Genomic DNA, 18,743 nt, shown 5'->3' with positions numbered 1-18,743 from the left:
TGTTTTCGGTCATATTTTCAAGAAATATTTTTTCTGCTCCAATTTTATGTAAATTGCGTTATGTAAATTTAGGAACCAAAAAATGAAGTGAGGCGCTAAAGTGGCGCCTCACTTCACAAAATGCAGTACATAAAACACGCCGCCGACACTATATGTTGAAATTCATTCAGATTCCACTAGACTGCACTCAATACAATCTGTATTATTACAATTCGTATTTCTTTTGCTTCCCATACCGGCTTCAATGGCGTTCAGAGCGATGGCACATTCCAGCCGCTTGCGTTCCATCTGGCAGGCTACATCATTCGATTTTGTTATGTCGCCATTGACAAGCAGGTTAGATGCGGAACAGCCGCCGCTGCAATAGAAACGGGCCCAGCACTCCCGGCAGGCCGGGCGGGTATAGATGTTCTGCTGTGCAAAGGTTCCGGAGATATCCATATCAAAGGAGCCATCGAACACGTTGCCCATACGGTACTCCTCCTTCCCTACGAACTGGTGGCAGGGATAGATATCTCCGTCAGGCGTAATGGCCACATACTCACAGCCAGCGCCACAGCCGCGCAGACGCTTAATCACGCAGGGCCCCTGGGCCAGATCTACATTGAAGTGGAAAAAGTTGATGTCTGGCCGCTCCATCAACTGGCCGGCCAATTTCTCATATTCTGCTTCTACCTTTTCCAAGTCCTCCTCTTTAATGGCGAAAGGATCATCCAGCGGTCCGCTGGCGGGCTCTACCGATACATGGCGGAAACCCAGATCCCCCATGTGGAGCACATCCTGAGAAAAGTCCAAGTTATCCCGTGTAAATGTCCCACGAACATAGTAATCCTTGGTTCCACGGCCGGCCACCAATTTTTGGAATTTTGGAACGATGACCTCATAGCTCCCCTTCCCGTTCACAGTAGGCCGCATCCGGTCGTTGACAGGCTGACGACCGTCCAGAGACAGGACAACATTGGACATCTCCCGGTTGATATATTCTATCGTCTCATCATTGAGCAGGACACCGTTGGTCGTAATCGTAAAGCGAAATACCTTGTTGTGCTCTTTTTCCAGGGAACGGGCGTATTCCACAGTGCGCTTCACCGTATCCATCGCCATGAGAGGCTCCCCGCCAAAGAAATCAATCTCGATATTTCTACGCTTTCCGGATTTTGCCACGACCCAGTCGATGGCCCTTTTGGCCGTTTCAAAGTCCATGGTCATCCGATGGCCAGTGCCGAAGTCGCCTGTCGAGGCAAAACAATATTTGCACCGCAGGTTACAGTCATGAGATACATGGAGACAAAGCGCCTTGACCACTGCCGACTTGGGCAGGGCCATAGCGGCTTCCGGATTGATGTATTCGTCATCAGAAAAGAGAAGGCCCTGGTCCTGAAGACCTCTCAGCTCCTCCCAAGCCTCGGATAGCTCCTGTGGATCATATTGGTCCAACTGCTCCGCCAGTTTTTGAGGCAGCCTCTCTCCCATTGGCCCTTCAATCAAAGAGAGCAGGTCAAAGCTCAACTTATCCAACACATGGACCGCGCCACTGTTCACATCAGCGGCCAGATACTGGCCGAGCGCCGTAAAGGTATGTACCATATCGAACTTCCTTCCTCGATTTCCCTATCGATATCATTTGGACGGAGAAATAGACATGAAAAAGGGCAGGCTGACGCCCACCCTTTTCAGGTATGTTGAGAACTTACTTATTCTCGCACTTCTGATTGGCAACAGTGCAGGAAGTCTTGCAGGCAGACTGGCAAGAAGTCTGGCACTCGCCGCAGCCGCCCTTGGCGGCACTGGCCTTCAAAGTGGCCCCGTTGAGGGTCTGGATATGCTTCATTGGTATCTCCTCCTGAATCGCTTAGTGCAACAATTATACCACAGTTTTTCTCTGGACGCAAGTCCGGCAGTTCCTTTGGTGGAAAACTGAAGCTGGGCAATATCGCTGCTATCAAGTGGTATTGTAGCATAGCGAACCGGATATTTCAATCATCTTTTCCGCTTTTTCTTGGGCTTTCTTCCCAGTATACCGGCTATCGCTCCCCCACACAGGCAGGCGCAGAGTATGCCAGCTCCCCCCTGCTCTAACGATGCGGTATCATAGGCCAGAAGGCCTGCCGTCAGCAGAAGCAGGAACAGGATTGCTCCTACTCCTGTCCCCACTAGCAAAGATTTGGAGCGGATCCTTTTGATGCTGTATATCCCGCCAACAGCCCCGCCTAAGACACAGACCGCTAGTACCGCTCCCTGAGCCCACTGTTCCCGCAGGACTCCTGTTGAAATGAGCAAGGCGCACAGCAGAAGTGCTAGCACGGCCGAAAAACCGGCGAGCACCCCACCCTTGAGCAGTTCACACATACTGTTGACCCACTGTTCGCCCGATTCCTCTTGCCGTCTTTCCCTCTTTTTCATAACACAATGCCCTCCCCGCGGTCTTCTGTTTTCACGAAAACCTATGCGAGAAGGGCATATAGTATGTCTATTTTCTGTGATTACTTCTGCTCCGCAGCAGCGGCAGAGGAGTTCTTAGTGGAAACAGCCCACTTGGTGAACTCGATGCGGACGCGGTCAGCCCCGGTCTCAATCACGATGGTATTCTCCTTCACAGAACAGATGGTGCCGATGATACCGCCGATGGTAGTAATCTCATCGCCGACAGTCAGCGAATTGCGGAGGTTCTGAGCCTCCTTCTTCCGCTTGTTCTCGGGGCGGATCATAAAGAAGTAGAGCATTGCGAACATTAAGGCCATCAGTATTAAGGTTTCCAAAATTCGTTCCCTCCAAAGTTGTTGTCAGCTGTTTCCAGTCAGACGCATTAGTGCTATTATAGCGGGTTTTTTTCCTGTTGGCAAGTCCTTTTGTCAAATTCGAGGACTATATTCCTGGGTCTGCTGCGGGTCTGTCCAGCTTTCCAGAAAATTTCTGTCGGAATGCCTCAAATCGTCCCTGATCCAGTGCCTCGCGGATGCGGAGCATCAATTCGTTATAGAAATGGAGATTGTGGAGCACTGCCAGACGCATAGCCAGCATCTCCCCGGCCGTCAGCAGGTGCCGGAGATAGGCTCGGGAAAAGGAGCGGCAGACCGGGCAGTTACAGGTGGGATCAATGGGACGGGAATCCAGCTTGTACTTCTCATTTTTGATATTTATGGTGCCCTCCCAGGTATACAGCTTTCCATGGCGGGCGTTTCGTGCCGGCATAACACAGTCAAAAAAATCCACGCCGCGGGCTACTCCCTCAATGATATTGGAGGGGGTTCCCACTCCCATCAGATACCTAGGTTTCTCTTTCGGCATATGGGGCTCCACCGCTTCGATAATATCATACATGGTCTGTGTGGGCTCCCCTACAGCCAGACCGCCGATGGCGTAACCGTCACAGTCCAGTTTGGCGATCTCATCCATGTGCCATTTCCTCAGGTCTGCATAGGTCCCACCCTGGTTGATGCCAAATAGCATTTGGCCGGGATTGACGCAGCCAGGCGCCTCATTGAGCTTTCTGTGCTCCACTGCACAGCGATCCAGCCATCGGGCTGTCCGCTCGCAGGAGGCCTTGACATAGTCGTAAGGCGCCGGGTTTTCCACACACTCATCAAAGGCCATGGCGATATCACTGCCCAGATTGGATTGGATCCGCATGGACTCCTCCGGTCCCATGAAGATGCGCTTTCCATCAATGTGGGAGGCGAAGGTAACGCCTTCCTCTGTGATCTTCCGCAGTCCGGACAGAGAGAACACCTGGAATCCTCCGCTGTCAGTGAGCATGGGGCCATCCCAATCCATAAATTTGTGGAGTCCACCCATCTGTCGGACTACATCGTCACCCGGACGCAGGTGGAGATGATAGGTATTAGACAACTCGATCTGACAGCCGATTTCTTTCAGGTCGTGGGCGGACACCGCCCCTTTGATCGCTCCGCAGGTGCCGACATTCATAAAAACAGGAGTCTGCACAGTGCCATGGGGGCAGGTAAATACTCCCCGGCGGGCCTTCCCCTCGGTTTTTAGTAATTGAAACATAGATTTCTCCTTAAAGTGTGTGATACCAGCGACTTCATTCCGCCTTACGCGCTGGCTGCAGTTGGCTGTCTTGGGTCCCGGTCCTTCGCGCCGGTTAGCGCCTCCAACTGCTGGAGTCACGCTTCGGGATCCAAAACATTTCTGATTTTTTTGGAACACTTCTTCCGATCCCATCGCTCGAAGCTGCTCTGTAGCGGATATTACCGCCCCCTCTAGGCCGACCGCGAGAGCCTGACCGATATTGGGCAAGTCTATCAGCCGTGACGTGCTTCCTAAGAAATGAACATGGCGTCTCCAAGTCTATGGTATATTAGAAATTTCAATTTGCCACGTAATTATACAAAGTAATCTTCCTTATTTTAACATAGAAAAAGCGTGGCAAGCGATTCCCTTCCACGCTTCTAATGTTTTTTTGACACACACACATAAAGAATGACCTGTGTCATATAGAGCTTTCTCTTGATCTCTTCGGCACTGTATTTAGGGAGTGAGACTATGACACAACTCTCTCGTACAATTCATACAGAGCTATGTCCTATCCTTAATCCCGGTTCCTCCAGGGAGCATCCGGGCTGTACGAAAGTATGCGTTATCTTTCGCTCTCCGTACCATGGGCTACCTATATATGGAGTGACATCAAGCATTTAAAATTACTTCCCGGTTAATTATTTTCGCCTTTATCGTACCCTATTAAATAGGGCTTGTCAATATACCATCAGAAAAAGCTGAAGGAAATTTTCCCAGATCCTCCGTTTGAATCATTCTATAGCAAAGAAGAAATTCATATTTTAGAGAATATCCATATCTTTGCCGACCTACTTCGCTACGGTCAATGCGCATTTGTCAGAATAAATACTCCTCGTATAATAAGTTTGAAAGTTAATAAATTCAGGTATCAGCAGGCTCAGAGATGCCCGTGATACAATAGCTGTTTGGCAGCAGGGTCAAGTTCTTAATCCTCCAGTTGAGCCGAAAGGTTGCTTCACGGATAGTCCGTTCCCCTGATTCGGAAGTTAACTGCACTCATTGGCTGTTTGCTGGAGGCAAGGCCGCCCTTTCAGCAGCGAGGGATATCGCATTGGTCTTCTTCGGAATGATTCTGATACGCGAGGTTGCGGATGCTCCGGTTATCATGGATATCTCAAAGCCTGCTGATACCTGAATTTATTAACTTTCAAACTTATTATACGAGGAGGATACGGTCTGCACTGTAAAAATTGAAAGCTGGCGACAGAGAATTCCTTCTTACATGCTCCCTGTCGCCTTTGATTTCTTTACTTAGTTCTATACTACAACATACTTTTTACGATTGCAGACTACATCAATAAATGCTTTTGGAGTCACACAAGTAAACTGTTTAAAATTTCTATTGAAGTGCGCCTGGTCATAGTAGCCTAGCCCAACAGTCACATCCAGAATATTCACAGACTCCAGATAGCGTAATGCCATCTGCATGCGGACAATATCAGAATATTTTTTTAGAGGAACCCCATAATTCTGCTTAAAGATGCTATTTACGTAATGCTGGGTATATCCCATCAGATCGGCAATATCAGAAACCCGCTGCGCACCGGTGGACTGGGTAATCATTTGAACTGCGTTGCAGGCAATTACCGGCAGAGTATAATAGTGTTGGTCCTTGAAAAACTCCAGAGTTTCCTCCAGCATCTCTTCTAGCTCAGAGCATCCACATAGCCGCTTCTCCAGAAAGGAAACATCCAGATAGTCGGAAAGAGGAATCCGCCGGTCAACCAGCCCCACCATGCTCTTTCCCAGAAAGCAGAACCTCATATTCCATCGCAACCTAAGCCCAAAACACTGGCGGTATCTGCTGACCGCCGACTTCTGCCCCTGGAGAAAGCTTCCGCACACATATCCGCGGCACGTATTCTTCTCCCAAGTAAACTCAAAATCAATACTACCATCTGGAATGGCAATGACTTCCATCTGTTCTGGATTTTCTATAAGGTAGAATTTCTCAAAAATAGGATCGGAGGATAATATCTCACGGTAATAGATGTGACGGTTATTGATACAAAACGTCCGGAATCTCACAGTTTCCTCCCTCCTTTTCCCATCTCTATTCTAACTATTAATCAGGGTAAGTATGCCGTTACAATCATTTCAACCTTTACGCCAGGCAACATCTCATGTACTGCCACTGTGGCCCTAGCAGGCAGAGGCACTACATTGATTTTCTCCTTATAGGCCCGGTTCATCTCGTCAAAATCGGACATCTGCAGCAGATAGACTGTGACATTTATAATATCTGTCAAAGAGCCGCCCGCCTTCTTTAGGAGACTCTCTGTGTTCTCAAAAATACGGATAGTTTGTTCATAGACTGAATCACTGACTACCTCGCCAGTACCATCTGAGCCAATTACACCGGTATAAAACAGGTGTTCACACACGATCCCCTGAGAATAAGGCCCGTGTGCAGGGCCGATATTGGCCTCGTCTGCTACACTGTATTTGTTCATTCTGCTTCTCCTTCCTATAGTTGTTACAACTTTAACGCCGCACGGTTAACAATAGATGAAATACCGTCATAGTTTCCCTTCATAGCACAAATGATGGTATGGCAGGAAATATCCTGTAAGTCCCGGGCAGCCTGAATGGAGTAGAAGCCAACATGCGGTGTAATAATAACGTTGTCTCGGCCCAGCAGTTTTAATGTAGACAGATCGGGGGACTCAGAGTCTAGTACATCTAGTCCTGCGGCACAGATCATTCCTTCATCTAAGGCGGTCACCAGATCATCCTGTATCACGCTTCCGCCGCGGCCCGTATTGATGAAGATTGGATGCTTGGCACAGCGGCTGAACTTATCCAGATCAAAGAACCCCGCCGTCTTGGCATTGAGTTCCTGATGGTTGGAGATAATGTCCGAGGTAGCCAGCGCTGTGTCGCAGTCCACCAGCTTAAGCGCAAGCTCTTTTGCCTTCTCCGGCTTGAGAGAGCGGGAAACTATCTGTACATTCATACCCATAGCCTGAGCCCGATGCGCCACAGCCTTGCCAATCTTCCCAAACCCGAAGACAGTCAGAGTCTTGCCACTGATACGCTCCAAATTACCACCTACTGTGTAGTCCCACACATGATCCTCAATCGAGTGGATATATTTCCGCAGTCCACGGCATAGGGCAAAAATCAAGGTCATGGTGTGTTCAGCTACTTCTACAGTGCAGTACTCTGAGGCCGGACAGACCATTACACCAAATTCACTAGCGGCATCCACGTCCACCATGTTATACCCCACGGCATTTAGAGCGATGGCTTTGAGCCGCTTGCATCGGGAGAGCACATCCCGGTCGAAGGTCACATAGGTGTTGATGACAGCGTCCGCATCAGATAACATGTCAATCAGCTCCGCCTTGTTGTCCTTGTACTCATATACTTCAATCTCCACACCGGGCAGGGCATCTTCTAAACGTTTTTTTTCATACGTGAGATCTCTGGCCAAGTCTGTTTTATAATCACAGATAACGATTTTCATAAAATTAAAACTCACCAACTTTCGTAACGATTATCCTTCGGTCACCCCAAGGAAAACCCGGACTTCACCGGATCATCATCATCGATCATCCATTGGGCATATCCAGTAATATATGCGCTGCCAGTCACCTGAGGAATAATTGCTCGATAAGAACCCACTTTGGTTTCCCGCAGGGCCTTACCCACAAACTTAGTGTTGATCACACTTTCATAGACAAACTCTTCTCCCAGCTTCAACTTTCCCTTGGCCCACAGAGTGGCTACCTTCGCACATGTGCCGGTCCCACAGGGAGAGCGGTCGATCTGATTATCGAAGATCGTAATGTTCTGTAAGTCAGCGTCGGAGGACTTGGCCGGACCATAGATCTCACACAGATCAATGGTCTTGATATGCGGCAGCTCAGGGTGAGCAACCTGGATCTGTTTATTGGCCGCATGGATAACAGCCATGCCAGCCTTCGTCAGCTCACCGGCGTTTTCTGGACAGATATCCAATCCCAGTTGCCTAGCATCGATGATGGCAAAGAAGCTGCCACCGAAGGACACGTCAATAGTCAACTTTCCGTAGCCAGGCACCTGGATTTCTGCATCTTGCTTGTAGAGAAAGGCAGGGACATTTTCAAATGAAACGCTCTTAGCGTGGCCGTCCTCCACTTGGACATGAACAGTAACTAGGCCTGCCGGAGCCTCCATCTTGACTGTGGTTTCCGGCTCTGTCACCGGCACCATCCCTGTTTCCACCAGGATAGTGTTTGTCGCGATGGTGCCATGACCGCACATATTGTGGAAGCCCTCTCCATGCATAAAAATGGCACCCACATCGGCCTCTGGCATGGTGGGCTCGGTCAGAATACAGCCGAACATATCTTTATGACCACGGGGCTCCTGCATAAGAGTCCGACGCATATAGTCGTAATGTTCAATAAAATACTGACGTTTTTCTGAAATAGTGTTACCCCGCAGTGTTGGAATACCGCCCACTACCAGACGCAAGGGTTCCCCCATAGTGTGGGATTCTACCGTGAACAATGCCTTTTTTGCCTTCATTTTGTACTCCTTTGTCTTCCTACTCACCAGGGTTGCATAGCTCCGCCCTCATGTGCAGGGCGGCAGGTACGTGCAAAAATGTTTAGGCAACCCTTCTGCTCCTTGAGAGGGGGACATACCCAGCGCTTTTTGCGATCTGCCAGTTCTTCCTCTGAAACCTCCAGCTCCACAGTTCCTTTGATAGAGTCTACCGTGATCATATCCCCATCTTCCACCAATGCAATATTGCCGCCGTCATAGGCTTCAGGAGAAACATGTCCCACCAAAGCACCGTGACTGAAGCCGGAGAAACGGGCGTCGGTCACCAGACCCACGCTGGTATGCAGGCCATGTGCCACCAGCGCATCATTGGAAAGCATTAATTCTTTCATACCAGGAGCACCTTTACATCCCTCATAGCGGACGACAAGTACATCGTTGGGGACAATTTCCCCTGCCACAATGGCCTGGTAAGCCTTGGTATCATTGTTGAAACACTTAGCTCTGCCACGGAAAACGCGCATGTTTTCAGGTACACCGGTGGGGCGGATGATAGCACCGTGAGGGGCCAGATTACCCCGGAGGATCTGCAGTCCAGGCAGATCAAAGTGTGGATTGTCTAGCTCCCGAACAATGTCACTCATGCGGTCAGGCACTTGCTCAAGCAGATTTTTCCAGGTTGTGCCGGTCATAGTAGGTACATCACCGAAAATTTTATTCTCCAGCTTCTTCATTACAGCCAGAGCGCCACCCACATAATAGAGATCATTGATGGTATAGGGTCCGCTAGGAATAACGCCCACAATGCAGCGGATATCCTTAGCGTAGGCCTCAAAGTCCTCAATTGTGACTCCCAGACCTAGCTCATAGGACATAGCCAAGATATGCAGCAGGGCGTTTGTAGAGCCCGCGATAGCCATATCAAAAATGATGGCATTGAGCAGAGTTTCCCGCGTGATAAGATGAGAGGGGCGGATATTCCGCTTTACCATCTCCACCATGTACTCACCGGCCTCACGGGCTTTTCGAATCTTCAGGCTATCCATCGCAGGAATACAGGAAGTTCCCGGTAGTACTAGGTTGAAAATCTCTCCCATCAGTTGCATCGTGTTAGCAGTCCCCATTGAGGGGCAGGCGCCGCAAGTGGGGCACACACATTCCTCTAAGTCGTTGAGTTCGTCCGCAGAACAGCCAGAAAAACGAGCCACATCCACATCAGCCTCTACCACCCGCTTACCATTGTGGGAACCAGCTCCCATACAGCCACCAGTCACCACCATGGCAGGAATATCCAGTCTGGCCGCCGCCTGATAGCACCCGGCGATGATATTGTCGCAGGAAGCAATCATGCAGATCCCGTCAAACTGATGTACCTTACTTACAGCCTCCACAGACATGCACACAATATCGCGCATAACCTGCTCATACTTCATCTCCTCCACTCCGTTTGGAATATTACCACATGTGGCGGGGATACCAAACTCTACAGGGATACCGCCGGCAGCCCATATTCCCTGCTTCACCGCTTCCGCAATCTGACGCAGATGGGCAGTGCCGGGCGATCCCTCCTGGAAGCTGTTTGGTACTCCAATGTGGGGCTTTGTTCGGATGTCCTTATCTCCATATCCGGCGGCTTTCAACATCACCCGACGGTGTGCAGCACTCGCTCCGTTCCAAAATTCGGGCCCATACTGGCTCATAACTCCAACTCCTTACTTTAAACTGACATTAACTGACGGGAAAGTACATCCGTCGGTTCTTCTCAGAAGTCATTTCTTGTACCGCTTAACCCACCCGGCGGCTGATTTCCGACAGATGGGCCAAGCAGCTTTTCGAGTCCAAGCGTGCCGCACCCACGGCACGCTTGGGGAGAGGTAGTCTGCCATTACCCCTCTATAAGATCTTCAAACTTGCAGTAATTGCCGTATTGATATTCAGCCTTGTACTCCTTGCCATCCTTCATAACAAAGACGCACTTGGTCAGACCATAGGGATCAGTCAGCAGGTCGGCATCCCAAGCGGAGATGTCAGCCAGCTTACCCTTCTCCAAAGTGCCCACCTTATCAGCCAGACCACAAATCTGAGCATTTACGGAGGTGGCGGCTTTCAGGCTGCGGTAAGCGCCCATGCCGTGTGTCAAATAACACCAGTACTCCTTACCGCACTCATAGACCTGGTGACGGCAACCCATTACAAAGTCCGTACCGTAACCGATGAGCTTGATGTTACTATCCATAATCACCTGGCGTCCGGCCTTCAGGTCACTGGCCCGCTGGACAAACTTGATGAAAGCGGGGTTGCATCCATTGAGCCCCTTCTCGCCGTTTATGATGGCATCCTCGCCGGGGGCGAAGGTTGGAACCACATAGGTGCCGGCTTCCTCCATCATGCGGGCGGCTTCCTCATCCATCATGGTGCCATGCTCGATACCGTCAATGCCGAACTTAACCAGCTTCTTGACCCCGGCGGCGCCGTAGTTGTGGGCGGTAACAGGGATGCCCAGGGACTTGGCGGTATCGAAAATACCGGCCAACTCCTCGTCGTTGAGCTGCACATCGGTGGGCTGATCGGTCTTGCTCATCACGCCGCCAGAGACCATGATCTTGATAAAGTCTGCACCCAGCTTACGCTCTCTGCGCACTGCGTTGACAAAGAAGTCCTTTCCGCAGCCGATAGTTGGGTACTTCTCATAAGCCAGCCAGTCGGCTAGATCAGGATTGGTGTTAAAGCTCTGGGAACCGTCTCCATGACTGCCGGTGGTGCCCAGCAGGTGGGGAGCCGCAATGACCCGGGCGCCCTCGTGCATTCCCATATCAATCATTCGCTTCACGTCCAGGATATAGTCCTCGGCAAACCAGCCCAGGTGGCGTACGGTGGTGAAACCGGCGTGGAGGCAGCGCTTTGCACTGTATAGGGCGGCCAAGGTTCTCCATCCATTGGAGTAATGAACTGCGTCAATATTTTTGTCTGTCACGTCGATCTGACTCAGATGTACGTGGGCGTCGATCATACCAGGAGTTACGGTGCTGCCGGACAAGTCGATGATCTTGGTTCCCTCTGGGTAGCCCAAGTTCTTACCCACTTCCTCAATCACATTGTCTTTGATCAGGATTTCCATGTTCTCGTACATTTCCTCATGGATGCCGTCGAACATTTTCCCGCATTTAATCAGTTTGTAACTCATCATCTCCGTAATTCCTTTCCAGTTTAAATATTTTATTTCTACCGGTTGTCCGGCGTTATTTCAAGCAAGCCCATGGGCTTAAAATTATTCGATGAATCTGGATGGATCGTATCAAGCTGCTTTGTTATATTTATACCCCACCAGATAATAGGCCAGTGCGCCCAGGACAATTGTGATGATCATATAGTACGCAGCTCCCAGGCCAGTGTTCATCAGCAGATAGCATACTGCCACACAGCCCAACCACACTGCTACCTCTTTCTTACCTTTTAACACGCTCTGAGCCACTAAGCCACCAAACAGGGCGGGTAAGACGTAGTCAAAGGCAGGCTTCAAAGTAGGATTCTCCAGTACAGGCTGCAGCGGTACAGCCAGCAGCATACCGATCGCCAAAACTGTAATGGAAGTTACTACAGAACCGGCGCAGGCTAGAATTGCTAGGGTGTGACACTTGTCGGTATTAGGTTCCACCCCTAAGTTATTGATAGTGCCCACGGTGGCAGGCATACGCAGGTTAGAGATGTTACCAGTGATATAACCCATATACATGGCGCCTGGGCCCATGGTGGACATATAGCCAAAGTGCTCGGCAGGCCACCAGGGAAGCAGGTAAAGTACCATAGCCAGATAGGCAGGCCATAGTTCTGCCACGCTAGGCCACACACCGTAGACAATAGAACATACCACAGGAAAACCGAACATGGGGATAGCTAAAATGATACCGGCAGTAATCCCAAACCGATGAACCCAGCTTACAAATTCACGTCTACTGTTATCCATAATCCCCTATCCTCCTACTTAGAAGATGATGACTGCCACGAGCATGGCGATGACCATGGCCACTGCCATCAAAGCGTCCTTCACCCACGTTTGCTTCGGCATTTTCTTGGCAAGGACAACCATGAGGGCTCCTACCAAGAAACTGACACCGAAGATGACGCCTTTGGTGTTGATGGCTCCCAAACCAAAGTTGATGGTGGCATACCCCATCACTCCAAGTAGGCATCCGGTACCGATGGCCAGAGGCAACCTAGTGTCTGCCGTCTTTCCGCCCTCATAGAGCTTTGATATGGGTTTTGTAAAAATAACATTGAAAATAACGGCCGTTGTCTGGGCAAAGCACATAACATATGCGGCAGCGATCCAGCCCTTGACAGAGTAGCCACCTACTTCGAGGACCTCTCCTACCGCCTCTACGCCAGCGTTGGCAGACATGGCCTCAGCTGCGGCACCTCCTATGACAGACAGGCGCAGCCAAGGCAGCGGTGCTCCCAGCAGAGGGATCAGACCAATCATCGTGATTACAACAGGAATAGTCGGAAATATGCTAATGGCAATGCCAGTAGTCAGTGGCTGGCGCAGTTCCCTTTTGGTCAAGCCAATCTCCAAACCGTGTTTCCATGCGTGTTTTGCAAAAATGAAAGAGTGGAGGCAGCAGGCTAAAATAAGTAAGGCAACGAAAACATACATCCATGGGGAATTACAAATTTCAGTATAACTTAACGTACTCATTTAATTACCTTCCCTTCTGTACCCCCTTCTGTTGTACAGTCTTCACCTATAACAAAAGGATGGTCGTTGCATACATATCTCACAAATCGATTTGTGTTTTTAATATATCTTATTGTTTAAAAATTATAAATCCGAAATGTGCACAAATTTTACTCTACATGTTAAACAGCAAAATGCACGACGATTTCTTTAGATCATCCAAAAAATGCACAGCTCCTTAGTCGTAGTACTGATTTATCTCTGAGATTTCTTGACACTTTAGCCATAATCGATTATTATATAGAAGAAACTTTCTCAGCTTTCTACAACAGTCATATGTTTTCGGATATGTCAGGAGAGATTTTATGCTGACTTGCAGAGACCTTTTTCAATTGGAATCGTTCAAGGAAATTTCTCTGGTGGCTGGCCGTGCTGGACTGGACAATAAAATAACTTGGCCATATCCTAGGCACACTAAGGTAATCAGCCCTTGGGTTCGAGGCGGAGAATTTATTCTGGTATCTGGCTACGAATACGGTGTCAATGACACTGAGTTGCTCGAGCTGTTGGACGAGGCGGAGATGAACAACCTGTCAGGAATCTTAGTGGAGGGAGGTATTAACTTCAAAAAAATCAGCCAGCGGGTGATCGACTACGCTGATAAGCTGAGTGTCCCTTTGTTCTTTGCACCTCGAGTGGTGAGTTTTCTGGATATTTGTCGGGAAATGACCAATATTATTCTGGAAGCAACTATGTACGAACGCTACACCTCCTCACTGCTGAAAAAACTAGTTGAAAGTGAATCTATCAGCCGCAAAGGAACACTGTTGCTGGTTAAAGAAGCAAACGTCCCTATCAATGCCCTCTATCAGGTCATACTTTTTACTGCAGCCCCTGGACAAGCCAACAAGACGGCTATATCTTCCCCAACCTTTGACAACCTAGTTCACGAGATCTTTAACTCCGTCCAAAAAGCCTGCAGTACAGTATTTCATAATGCGAACCTGAAAACCATTGTCTACCTCGGCGCTAGTTCCCTGGCCTATCTGATTTATGGAAAGAAACAGGACGACTTAATCGAAATCCTTCAACACATGAAGGAGATTCGAACCCAGCATGCTCAAACACAGAGGAACTGCCGTATCCTTCTTTCTTCTAGTTCCATCGTCAACGATTGCACTGAAATCTCTCGGGCCTACCAACAGTCCATGTACACTTCGTCCCTGATGTGTGGCGGTATAGTTTCCGAAACATTTTATTCTTTTGATGATCTTGGGAGTTATCAGCTTCCATTTTATATCGACGACAAAAATGTCCTCTTTGACTTCAGAGACCGATATTTAAAAAAACTCATTGATAATAAGCAGTTGCTGGACACATTGCGCACTTACTTCGCCTTTAGTGGTAACATGATGCGCACCGCCGAGGCGCTCTTTATTCACCGCAATACTCTTTCCTACCGTCTAGAACGTATCGAGGCTCTCACCGAAAAAAATCTTTCCGACCCATCCGTCTACCAAGATTTTCTTAATGCCCTGATGCTGATGGATATTTATCCATACTGATCATATCTGCCTCTTTTGTTCTCCAGGATATGAGTCCGCTGTAATATAGAATCGAAAAATTGCGCTAGTCCTTATTGTGGTTGTATCTTCGTAAAGGCCGTTCTTCGCATTATATATAGATAAAAGACACAGACCTGACCGCCACATAAAATACCTATTTTATTGAAAGAGCCATCTTCCCTGAGAACAGCGCAGATGGCTCTTTCAATGTGGTCCAAACAGTATCTTGTTGTCTATATGAGAAGTATTCCTATCAGCAACCTCTTTTGTTTTACTTACTACCATACGGAAATTCTTCCAGAAAAATTATTAGTATCAGATACTTAATTCAGTAGTGATTGTCTCTGCATAGTCAAAGTTATTTTTCCATTCCTTAGACTGCAAAAATCCTTTGAAATCAGGGGTTTTAAGCTATCGTTCTATAAATCTGCATCCTTACCAACATATGGATGTGATCTGGACATACTTCCGCTTCTATAATCTCAACTTGTTTCCACTCGCATAACCTTCTCAATATTTCCTCGATTTCTTGCTTCTTTTCCTGATAAAATAGCTTCCTATGATACTTGGGGGCAAACACTATGTGATATTTACAGTTCCACCTTGTAGGTGATAAACTACTGCTGTCATTCATTTTGGATGACCTCCCTTTGCTTCTTTGGTGCAGTTGCCACACCGCACTTCAAGTATAGCAAAGGGAGTTTTTATTGCATACTCTCCGCTAAAGCTTTTACGGAACTCCCCGGCATAGCCGGGGGTTTTCGGAATACAATAAGGCGTGACAGATTTTCTGCCACGCCTTTTGCAATTCCTCTCAAAACAAATCACTGTGCGTTCCAGTCCGCATCAGATATAAAAGGTCTTTGCCCTTGGTCCGATAAACAAGCAGCTAGTCAGAAGCAATGTGGCATTCTCTAGTCTCCCGATAGAGCATAATCCTTGTTCTTCTCTGGAAGCGGCTCCCGCCTTGCGAGCTTATTAACAATTTCATCCAGAAACTCAAAGTTCCATCCGCGCCTTGCAGCCAGCTATATTGGCAATCGGGCAAAAGGTGATGCCGATTCTCAGCGAACTCGGGCTTGACCTTTCAACGGCGGTAGGAATGTTCCTGCGGCAAACCATTCGGCATAAGGGCATTCCATTCAATGTTACCCTGAATGTTCCGAATGCGGAAACCCAGGAAGCCTTGCGGGAGTTCCAAGATATGAGAGAACCCCTCGAATTATATAAGCGGTATAGTAACTTCGGGGATGCGCTGAAGGAGGTCGTTGAGGATGCTTGAGGTAAGTATTTCATCCCATAGGGCATAGAATGCGTAGGTCCCCCGGTCCATCCTCCCCTGCCCCTCCGGTATAACCTCAAAGTCGAGGTAAAGCTGCTCCATGGAGTGCATGAGCGGATGCCCACACGGGACCGTAAAACTCCCCCCCACCCTTCATCATCATATTTTAGAAGCCCTTTACTCCGGTGTATGGGTGTCTCATCGAAAGGAAGTAAAGAGGCCATGAACAAACATCTCGACAAAGCGATCCTTCAACATCGGAAAAGCAGATGCGCTCATTCGCCCTTGTGCTTCCCGCACCTACATCTTTTTGGTATATCGTCAAAGTCTGGTTATTACCGCCCCAATACTCCTCACAATTAATTCCACCCTCCCCCAACCTCCATCTAGACAGGGCCCCAAAATATATAGGCTATCCCTAGGAGTAAAGTTTCTATACGGTGATGTGTTATCATAGACTGTGGTGAGCATTAATTCTTCCATATTATATTTGGAAACTCCAGCGGCCAATGTAGCCTCTTGGATGGAGAATACAAGTCCTTGGTCGATGGTTGAGATCATATCTCCGCAATTCAGCATGATGTAAAATCCAAGTATGAGCGCCTTCAACTTTTCTATTCAAGATTTTAAATTTAGAGAAAAAGGTCCTGTAAAACCGGACCCCTGAGCAATTAAAAATTGAAATGGCGGTCAGCCGAACATTAATTCCGTATGCAATCAGTTTAGATAAGCGGTTACCGAGGCGTAGTAGAGACCCAGAAACTTATTAGCAGAGGTCATCATGAGGAACAAAGCTCTACGCAGAGCAGTGGAACCGCACTTAGAGATGCCTCACAGCTGTGAATGTCTCCATTTAGCCGGATTGACCAGGAGGGGCATCAATACCTGCAAAGGGCTTTCTTAGAGGGTAGAACCGACGACGCACCTCACCAATATCAAACACGAGTTGCAGATTCAGCACAGAACCAACGACGAAGATTTCCATAACTACCGGATATTCGAGCAAAAAAGCGGTCAGAGACTGCATCTCCTGTTTGAGCACGGCCAACGGCCTTAAGTTGCACAATTGCCTGTTGTATCAAGAGCATGGTCGTCCTATTTCGTATTTCAGAGTATAACGTCAATATAACCTTATGCTTTGGAATGAAGCGCCAGTGCCTTCTCCTAACTGAAATAGCACCCATATTTTCTGTATCACTTCATATATTTGGCAGAAAAAATTTTCAGGGACAATGCTGAAATGCACTGCGCAATGTCAGAAGGCCGAGAGAAAATCAACCCTTTTCTCACTTCCGGCAGTACGAGGAGAACTATTGAACAAGCGTTTGACCTCCAGGAATGCAGTATCCTTCTTGTCTGTTTTGGCTCGTCTCAAACTATTGTTCCCATGCACTCATTAACTGCGGAGACGTAAAGCCCTGCATTATGGAACAGCGAAGCCACTGGTGCATGGGCAATTGCTCGCAGATTCCATGACCACACGGGTTTTGCCGTTCAGACTTTTGAGCAAGTTTTCAAACTCGCTCAGTTCACTGGAGATGTGCTATACTTCAGAGGGCGAGATCACCAACTCTCTGAAAGGTCGCATGACGGCGATCATACTTTTTTCTTGGAAAACATCAATGCCAACGCAGTTCATTCTCCAATTCCTCCAATACCGAGAATCCGCAACCGGAATCCATCTTTTCTTGTTGCCGATTCAATCTATTATGTGATGCCAACTCCCCGATATCCGGTGGTTTAACCTACTTAAACCGAATGCCACAACAAGATGATGGCTAACAGTCTTTCGCACAGACATAGATGTCCAAGGAGGCCGTAGTCAGCCAGTTACTCCTTAAGCACAAGACACAAAGAAAGCCGGACCGGTTGCCCGAATTTTCTGTCCAAATTTATTGTAATATGAGGTCGGCATATTTTTGCACCGGCCTCCTTTTTACATCAATCAATTGTACTTTATATCCGCCTCGTCCGGAAAATCTACCACATCTTGGTTTGTGTTTAGGTGCTCCAGGAATGCCGCTACATATCTTGCCTGGTCCTTGTTCCGAATGGCCTCCAGCATGGCTCCATGCCGTACGCTGAACCGGGCATTCATCACAGGCTTGGTATAGGACTGAAGATTTTCAATCCGATACTTGATGATATGCCAAGTATCCATCAGAAGTGCACTGCCGCTGAGGGTAAACAGACGCTCATGGAACAGTACATCACTCCGGATGGACTCATATAGATCCTGCCGGTCATAGGCCTCGTCCGCGCTGGCGAACAGCTCCTCATAATACTGGATGTCTTGGTCGGTCAGCTTTGGGAAGCTCTTTTCTGCCGCCATCACTTCCAGGTGACGGCGCAGAAAATATACATCCTCCAAGTACTGCTTGGTGATAATTGTCACATAGGTTCCTTTATAGGGAAACACCGTCAGCAGGCCCTGATTAGCCAGTCGGGCAAAAGCCTCCCGCACGGGGGTAATACTGACGTTCAGCTCCTTGGAAGTTTTTGCCTCCACCAGACGGCTCCCTGCGGGAAACTCATGAGTCAAAATGGACTGCCGCACAGAATTATAGACAAAATCACTGGTGCTCCGCACGATGGTATTTCTCGCTATGGTTAAATTTGTTGCCATAATCCACCTCAACAGTCCGGTTGGTATAAATTTCTTTCTGCTTGTATTATAATATGTTTTCCA

General features: G+C 48.4%; 16 protein-coding genes and 3 pseudogenes. 2 read left to right on the top strand and 17 right to left on the bottom strand.

From position 1 onward, the window contains the following. Window positions 1–162 precede the first annotated feature (162 nt). The 13 genes from scfB to ACEVJK_RS05370 form a co-directional block, all read right to left on the bottom strand. Entirely contained in the window at window positions 163–1,587 is a 1,425-nt protein-coding gene (gene scfB / locus ACEVJK_RS05430) for a thioether cross-link-forming SCIFF peptide maturase (protein WP_374740165.1), read from the bottom strand. A 103-nt stretch (window positions 1,588–1,690) separates the two neighbouring features. Next, complete coding sequence (gene scfA, locus ACEVJK_RS05425) at window positions 1,691–1,831, bottom strand: six-cysteine ranthipeptide SCIFF (RefSeq protein ID WP_087393998.1); 141 nt, start codon at window positions 1,829–1,831, stop codon at window positions 1,691–1,693. Between the two features lie 149 nt (window positions 1,832–1,980). Next, window positions 1,981–2,403 carry a TIGR04086 family membrane protein gene (locus ACEVJK_RS05420; protein ID WP_147571765.1) on the bottom strand — a complete coding sequence of 141 codons (423 nt, stop codon included), beginning with the start codon at window positions 2,401–2,403 and terminating at the stop codon, window positions 1,981–1,983. 80 nt (window positions 2,404–2,483) lie between these two features. After that, window positions 2,484–2,759, bottom strand: coding sequence for a preprotein translocase subunit YajC (gene yajC, locus ACEVJK_RS05415; protein ID WP_147571764.1), 276 nt, complete (start codon window positions 2,757–2,759; stop codon window positions 2,484–2,486). Between the two features lie 106 nt (window positions 2,760–2,865). After that, window positions 2,866–4,011 carry a tRNA guanosine(34) transglycosylase Tgt gene (gene tgt / locus ACEVJK_RS05410; protein WP_374740164.1) on the bottom strand — a complete coding sequence of 382 codons (1,146 nt, stop codon included), beginning with the start codon at window positions 4,009–4,011 and terminating at the stop codon, window positions 2,866–2,868. 1,284 nt (window positions 4,012–5,295) lie between these two features. Further along, window positions 5,296–6,066: a helix-turn-helix domain-containing protein gene (locus tag ACEVJK_RS05405; RefSeq protein ID WP_374740163.1), complete on the bottom strand. Its 771-nt coding sequence runs from the start codon at window positions 6,064–6,066 to the stop codon at window positions 5,296–5,298. A gap of 41 nt (window positions 6,067–6,107) precedes the next feature. Further along, complete coding sequence (locus ACEVJK_RS05400; protein WP_374740162.1) at window positions 6,108–6,491, bottom strand: RidA family protein; 384 nt, start codon at window positions 6,489–6,491, stop codon at window positions 6,108–6,110. A 23-nt stretch (window positions 6,492–6,514) separates the two neighbouring features. Further along, the gene (locus tag ACEVJK_RS05395; RefSeq protein WP_374740161.1) at window positions 6,515–7,507 is read right to left on the bottom strand and encodes an NAD(P)-dependent oxidoreductase; all 993 of its coding nucleotides are present in this window, start codon (window positions 7,505–7,507) and stop codon (window positions 6,515–6,517) included. 41 nt (window positions 7,508–7,548) lie between these two features. Beyond that, entirely contained in the window at window positions 7,549–8,553 is a 1,005-nt protein-coding gene (locus ACEVJK_RS05390) for a proline racemase family protein (protein ID WP_374740160.1), read from the bottom strand. Between the two features lie 23 nt (window positions 8,554–8,576). Then, a complete protein-coding gene (gene ilvD / locus ACEVJK_RS05385) occupies window positions 8,577–10,232 on the bottom strand; it encodes a dihydroxy-acid dehydratase (RefSeq protein WP_374740159.1) in 1,656 nt (551 codons plus the stop codon). A gap of 185 nt (window positions 10,233–10,417) precedes the next feature. After that, window positions 10,418–11,719 carry an amidohydrolase family protein gene (locus tag ACEVJK_RS05380; RefSeq protein ID WP_374740158.1) on the bottom strand — a complete coding sequence of 434 codons (1,302 nt, stop codon included), beginning with the start codon at window positions 11,717–11,719 and terminating at the stop codon, window positions 10,418–10,420. A 108-nt stretch (window positions 11,720–11,827) separates the two neighbouring features. Continuing rightward, on the bottom strand, window positions 11,828–12,496 hold the full coding sequence (locus tag ACEVJK_RS05375) for a hypothetical protein (RefSeq protein WP_374740157.1): 669 nt from the start codon (window positions 12,494–12,496) through the stop codon (window positions 11,828–11,830). 18 nt (window positions 12,497–12,514) lie between these two features. Next, window positions 12,515–13,186 carry a DUF5058 family protein gene (locus tag ACEVJK_RS05370; RefSeq protein WP_374740264.1) on the bottom strand — a complete coding sequence of 224 codons (672 nt, stop codon included), beginning with the start codon at window positions 13,184–13,186 and terminating at the stop codon, window positions 12,515–12,517. 386 nt (window positions 13,187–13,572) lie between these two features. On the opposite strand from ACEVJK_RS05370, the gene ACEVJK_RS05365 reads away from it, so the two are divergent. After that, window positions 13,573–14,772 (top strand): PucR family transcriptional regulator, encoded by a 1,200-nt coding sequence (locus ACEVJK_RS05365; protein WP_374740156.1) that lies wholly within the window; start codon window positions 13,573–13,575, stop codon window positions 14,770–14,772. Window positions 14,773–15,202: 430 nt separating this feature from the next. Here ACEVJK_RS05365 and tnpA read toward each other — a convergent pair. Next, a pseudogene (gene tnpA, locus ACEVJK_RS05360) lies at window positions 15,203–15,406 on the bottom strand (IS200/IS605 family transposase); the annotation flags it as partial. A gap of 180 nt (window positions 15,407–15,586) precedes the next feature. Continuing rightward, window positions 15,587–15,800 (bottom strand): annotated as a pseudogene (locus ACEVJK_RS05355) (type II toxin-antitoxin system YafQ family toxin). A 26-nt stretch (window positions 15,801–15,826) separates the two neighbouring features. On the opposite strand from ACEVJK_RS05355, the gene ACEVJK_RS05350 reads away from it, so the two are divergent. After that, complete coding sequence (locus tag ACEVJK_RS05350; protein ID WP_374740263.1) at window positions 15,827–16,054, top strand: type II toxin-antitoxin system RelB/DinJ family antitoxin; 228 nt, start codon at window positions 15,827–15,829, stop codon at window positions 16,052–16,054. 856 nt (window positions 16,055–16,910) lie between these two features. Here ACEVJK_RS05350 and ACEVJK_RS05345 read toward each other — a convergent pair. Continuing rightward, window positions 16,911–17,693: pseudogene (locus ACEVJK_RS05345) on the bottom strand (transposase); the annotation flags it as partial. Between the two features lie 306 nt (window positions 17,694–17,999). Beyond that, on the bottom strand, window positions 18,000–18,680 hold the full coding sequence (locus ACEVJK_RS05340; protein ID WP_374740155.1) for a GntR family transcriptional regulator: 681 nt from the start codon (window positions 18,678–18,680) through the stop codon (window positions 18,000–18,002). Window positions 18,681–18,743 lie beyond the last annotated feature (63 nt).

This window comes from Flintibacter sp. P01028 (assembly GCF_041925235.1).
GTDB lineage: Bacteria > Bacillota > Clostridia > Oscillospirales > Oscillospiraceae > Lawsonibacter > Lawsonibacter aceti.
The sequence above is the reverse complement of the archived record's forward strand: the minus strand, read 5'-3'. Positions and strand labels throughout refer to the sequence as shown.

Bases quoted from the DNA above. Each gene is read 5' to 3' on its own strand.
- scfB (WP_374740165.1), bottom strand. From the start codon at position 1,587: ATGGTACATACCTTTACGGCGCTCGGCCAGTATCTGGCCGCTGATGTG.
- scfA (WP_087393998.1), bottom strand. From the start codon at position 1,831: ATGAAGCATATCCAGACCCTCAACGGGGCCACTTTGAAGGCCAGTGCC.
- ACEVJK_RS05420 (WP_147571765.1), bottom strand. From the start codon at position 2,403: ATGAAAAAGAGGGAAAGACGGCAAGAGGAATCGGGCGAACAGTGGGTC.
- tgt (WP_374740164.1), bottom strand. From the start codon at position 4,011: ATGTTTCAATTACTAAAAACCGAGGGGAAGGCCCGCCGGGGAGTATTT.
- ACEVJK_RS05400 (WP_374740162.1), bottom strand. From the start codon at position 6,491: ATGAACAAATACAGTGTAGCAGACGAGGCCAATATCGGCCCTGCACAC.
- ACEVJK_RS05395 (WP_374740161.1), bottom strand. From the start codon at position 7,507: ATGAAAATCGTTATCTGTGATTATAAAACAGACTTGGCCAGAGATCTC.
- ACEVJK_RS05390 (WP_374740160.1), bottom strand. From the start codon at position 8,553: ATGAAGGCAAAAAAGGCATTGTTCACGGTAGAATCCCACACTATGGGG.
- ilvD (WP_374740159.1), bottom strand. From the start codon at position 10,232: ATGAGCCAGTATGGGCCCGAATTTTGGAACGGAGCGAGTGCTGCACAC.
- ACEVJK_RS05380 (WP_374740158.1), bottom strand. From the start codon at position 11,719: ATGATGAGTTACAAACTGATTAAATGCGGGAAAATGTTCGACGGCATC.
- ACEVJK_RS05375 (WP_374740157.1), bottom strand. From the start codon at position 12,496: ATGGATAACAGTAGACGTGAATTTGTAAGCTGGGTTCATCGGTTTGGG.
- ACEVJK_RS05370 (WP_374740264.1), bottom strand. From the start codon at position 13,186: ATGTATGTTTTCGTTGCCTTACTTATTTTAGCCTGCTGCCTCCACTCT.
- ACEVJK_RS05365 (WP_374740156.1), top strand. From the start codon at position 13,573: ATGCTGACTTGCAGAGACCTTTTTCAATTGGAATCGTTCAAGGAAATT.
- ACEVJK_RS05350 (WP_374740263.1), top strand. From the start codon at position 15,827: ATGCCGATTCTCAGCGAACTCGGGCTTGACCTTTCAACGGCGGTAGGA.
- ACEVJK_RS05340 (WP_374740155.1), bottom strand. From the start codon at position 18,680: ATGGCAACAAATTTAACCATAGCGAGAAATACCATCGTGCGGAGCACC.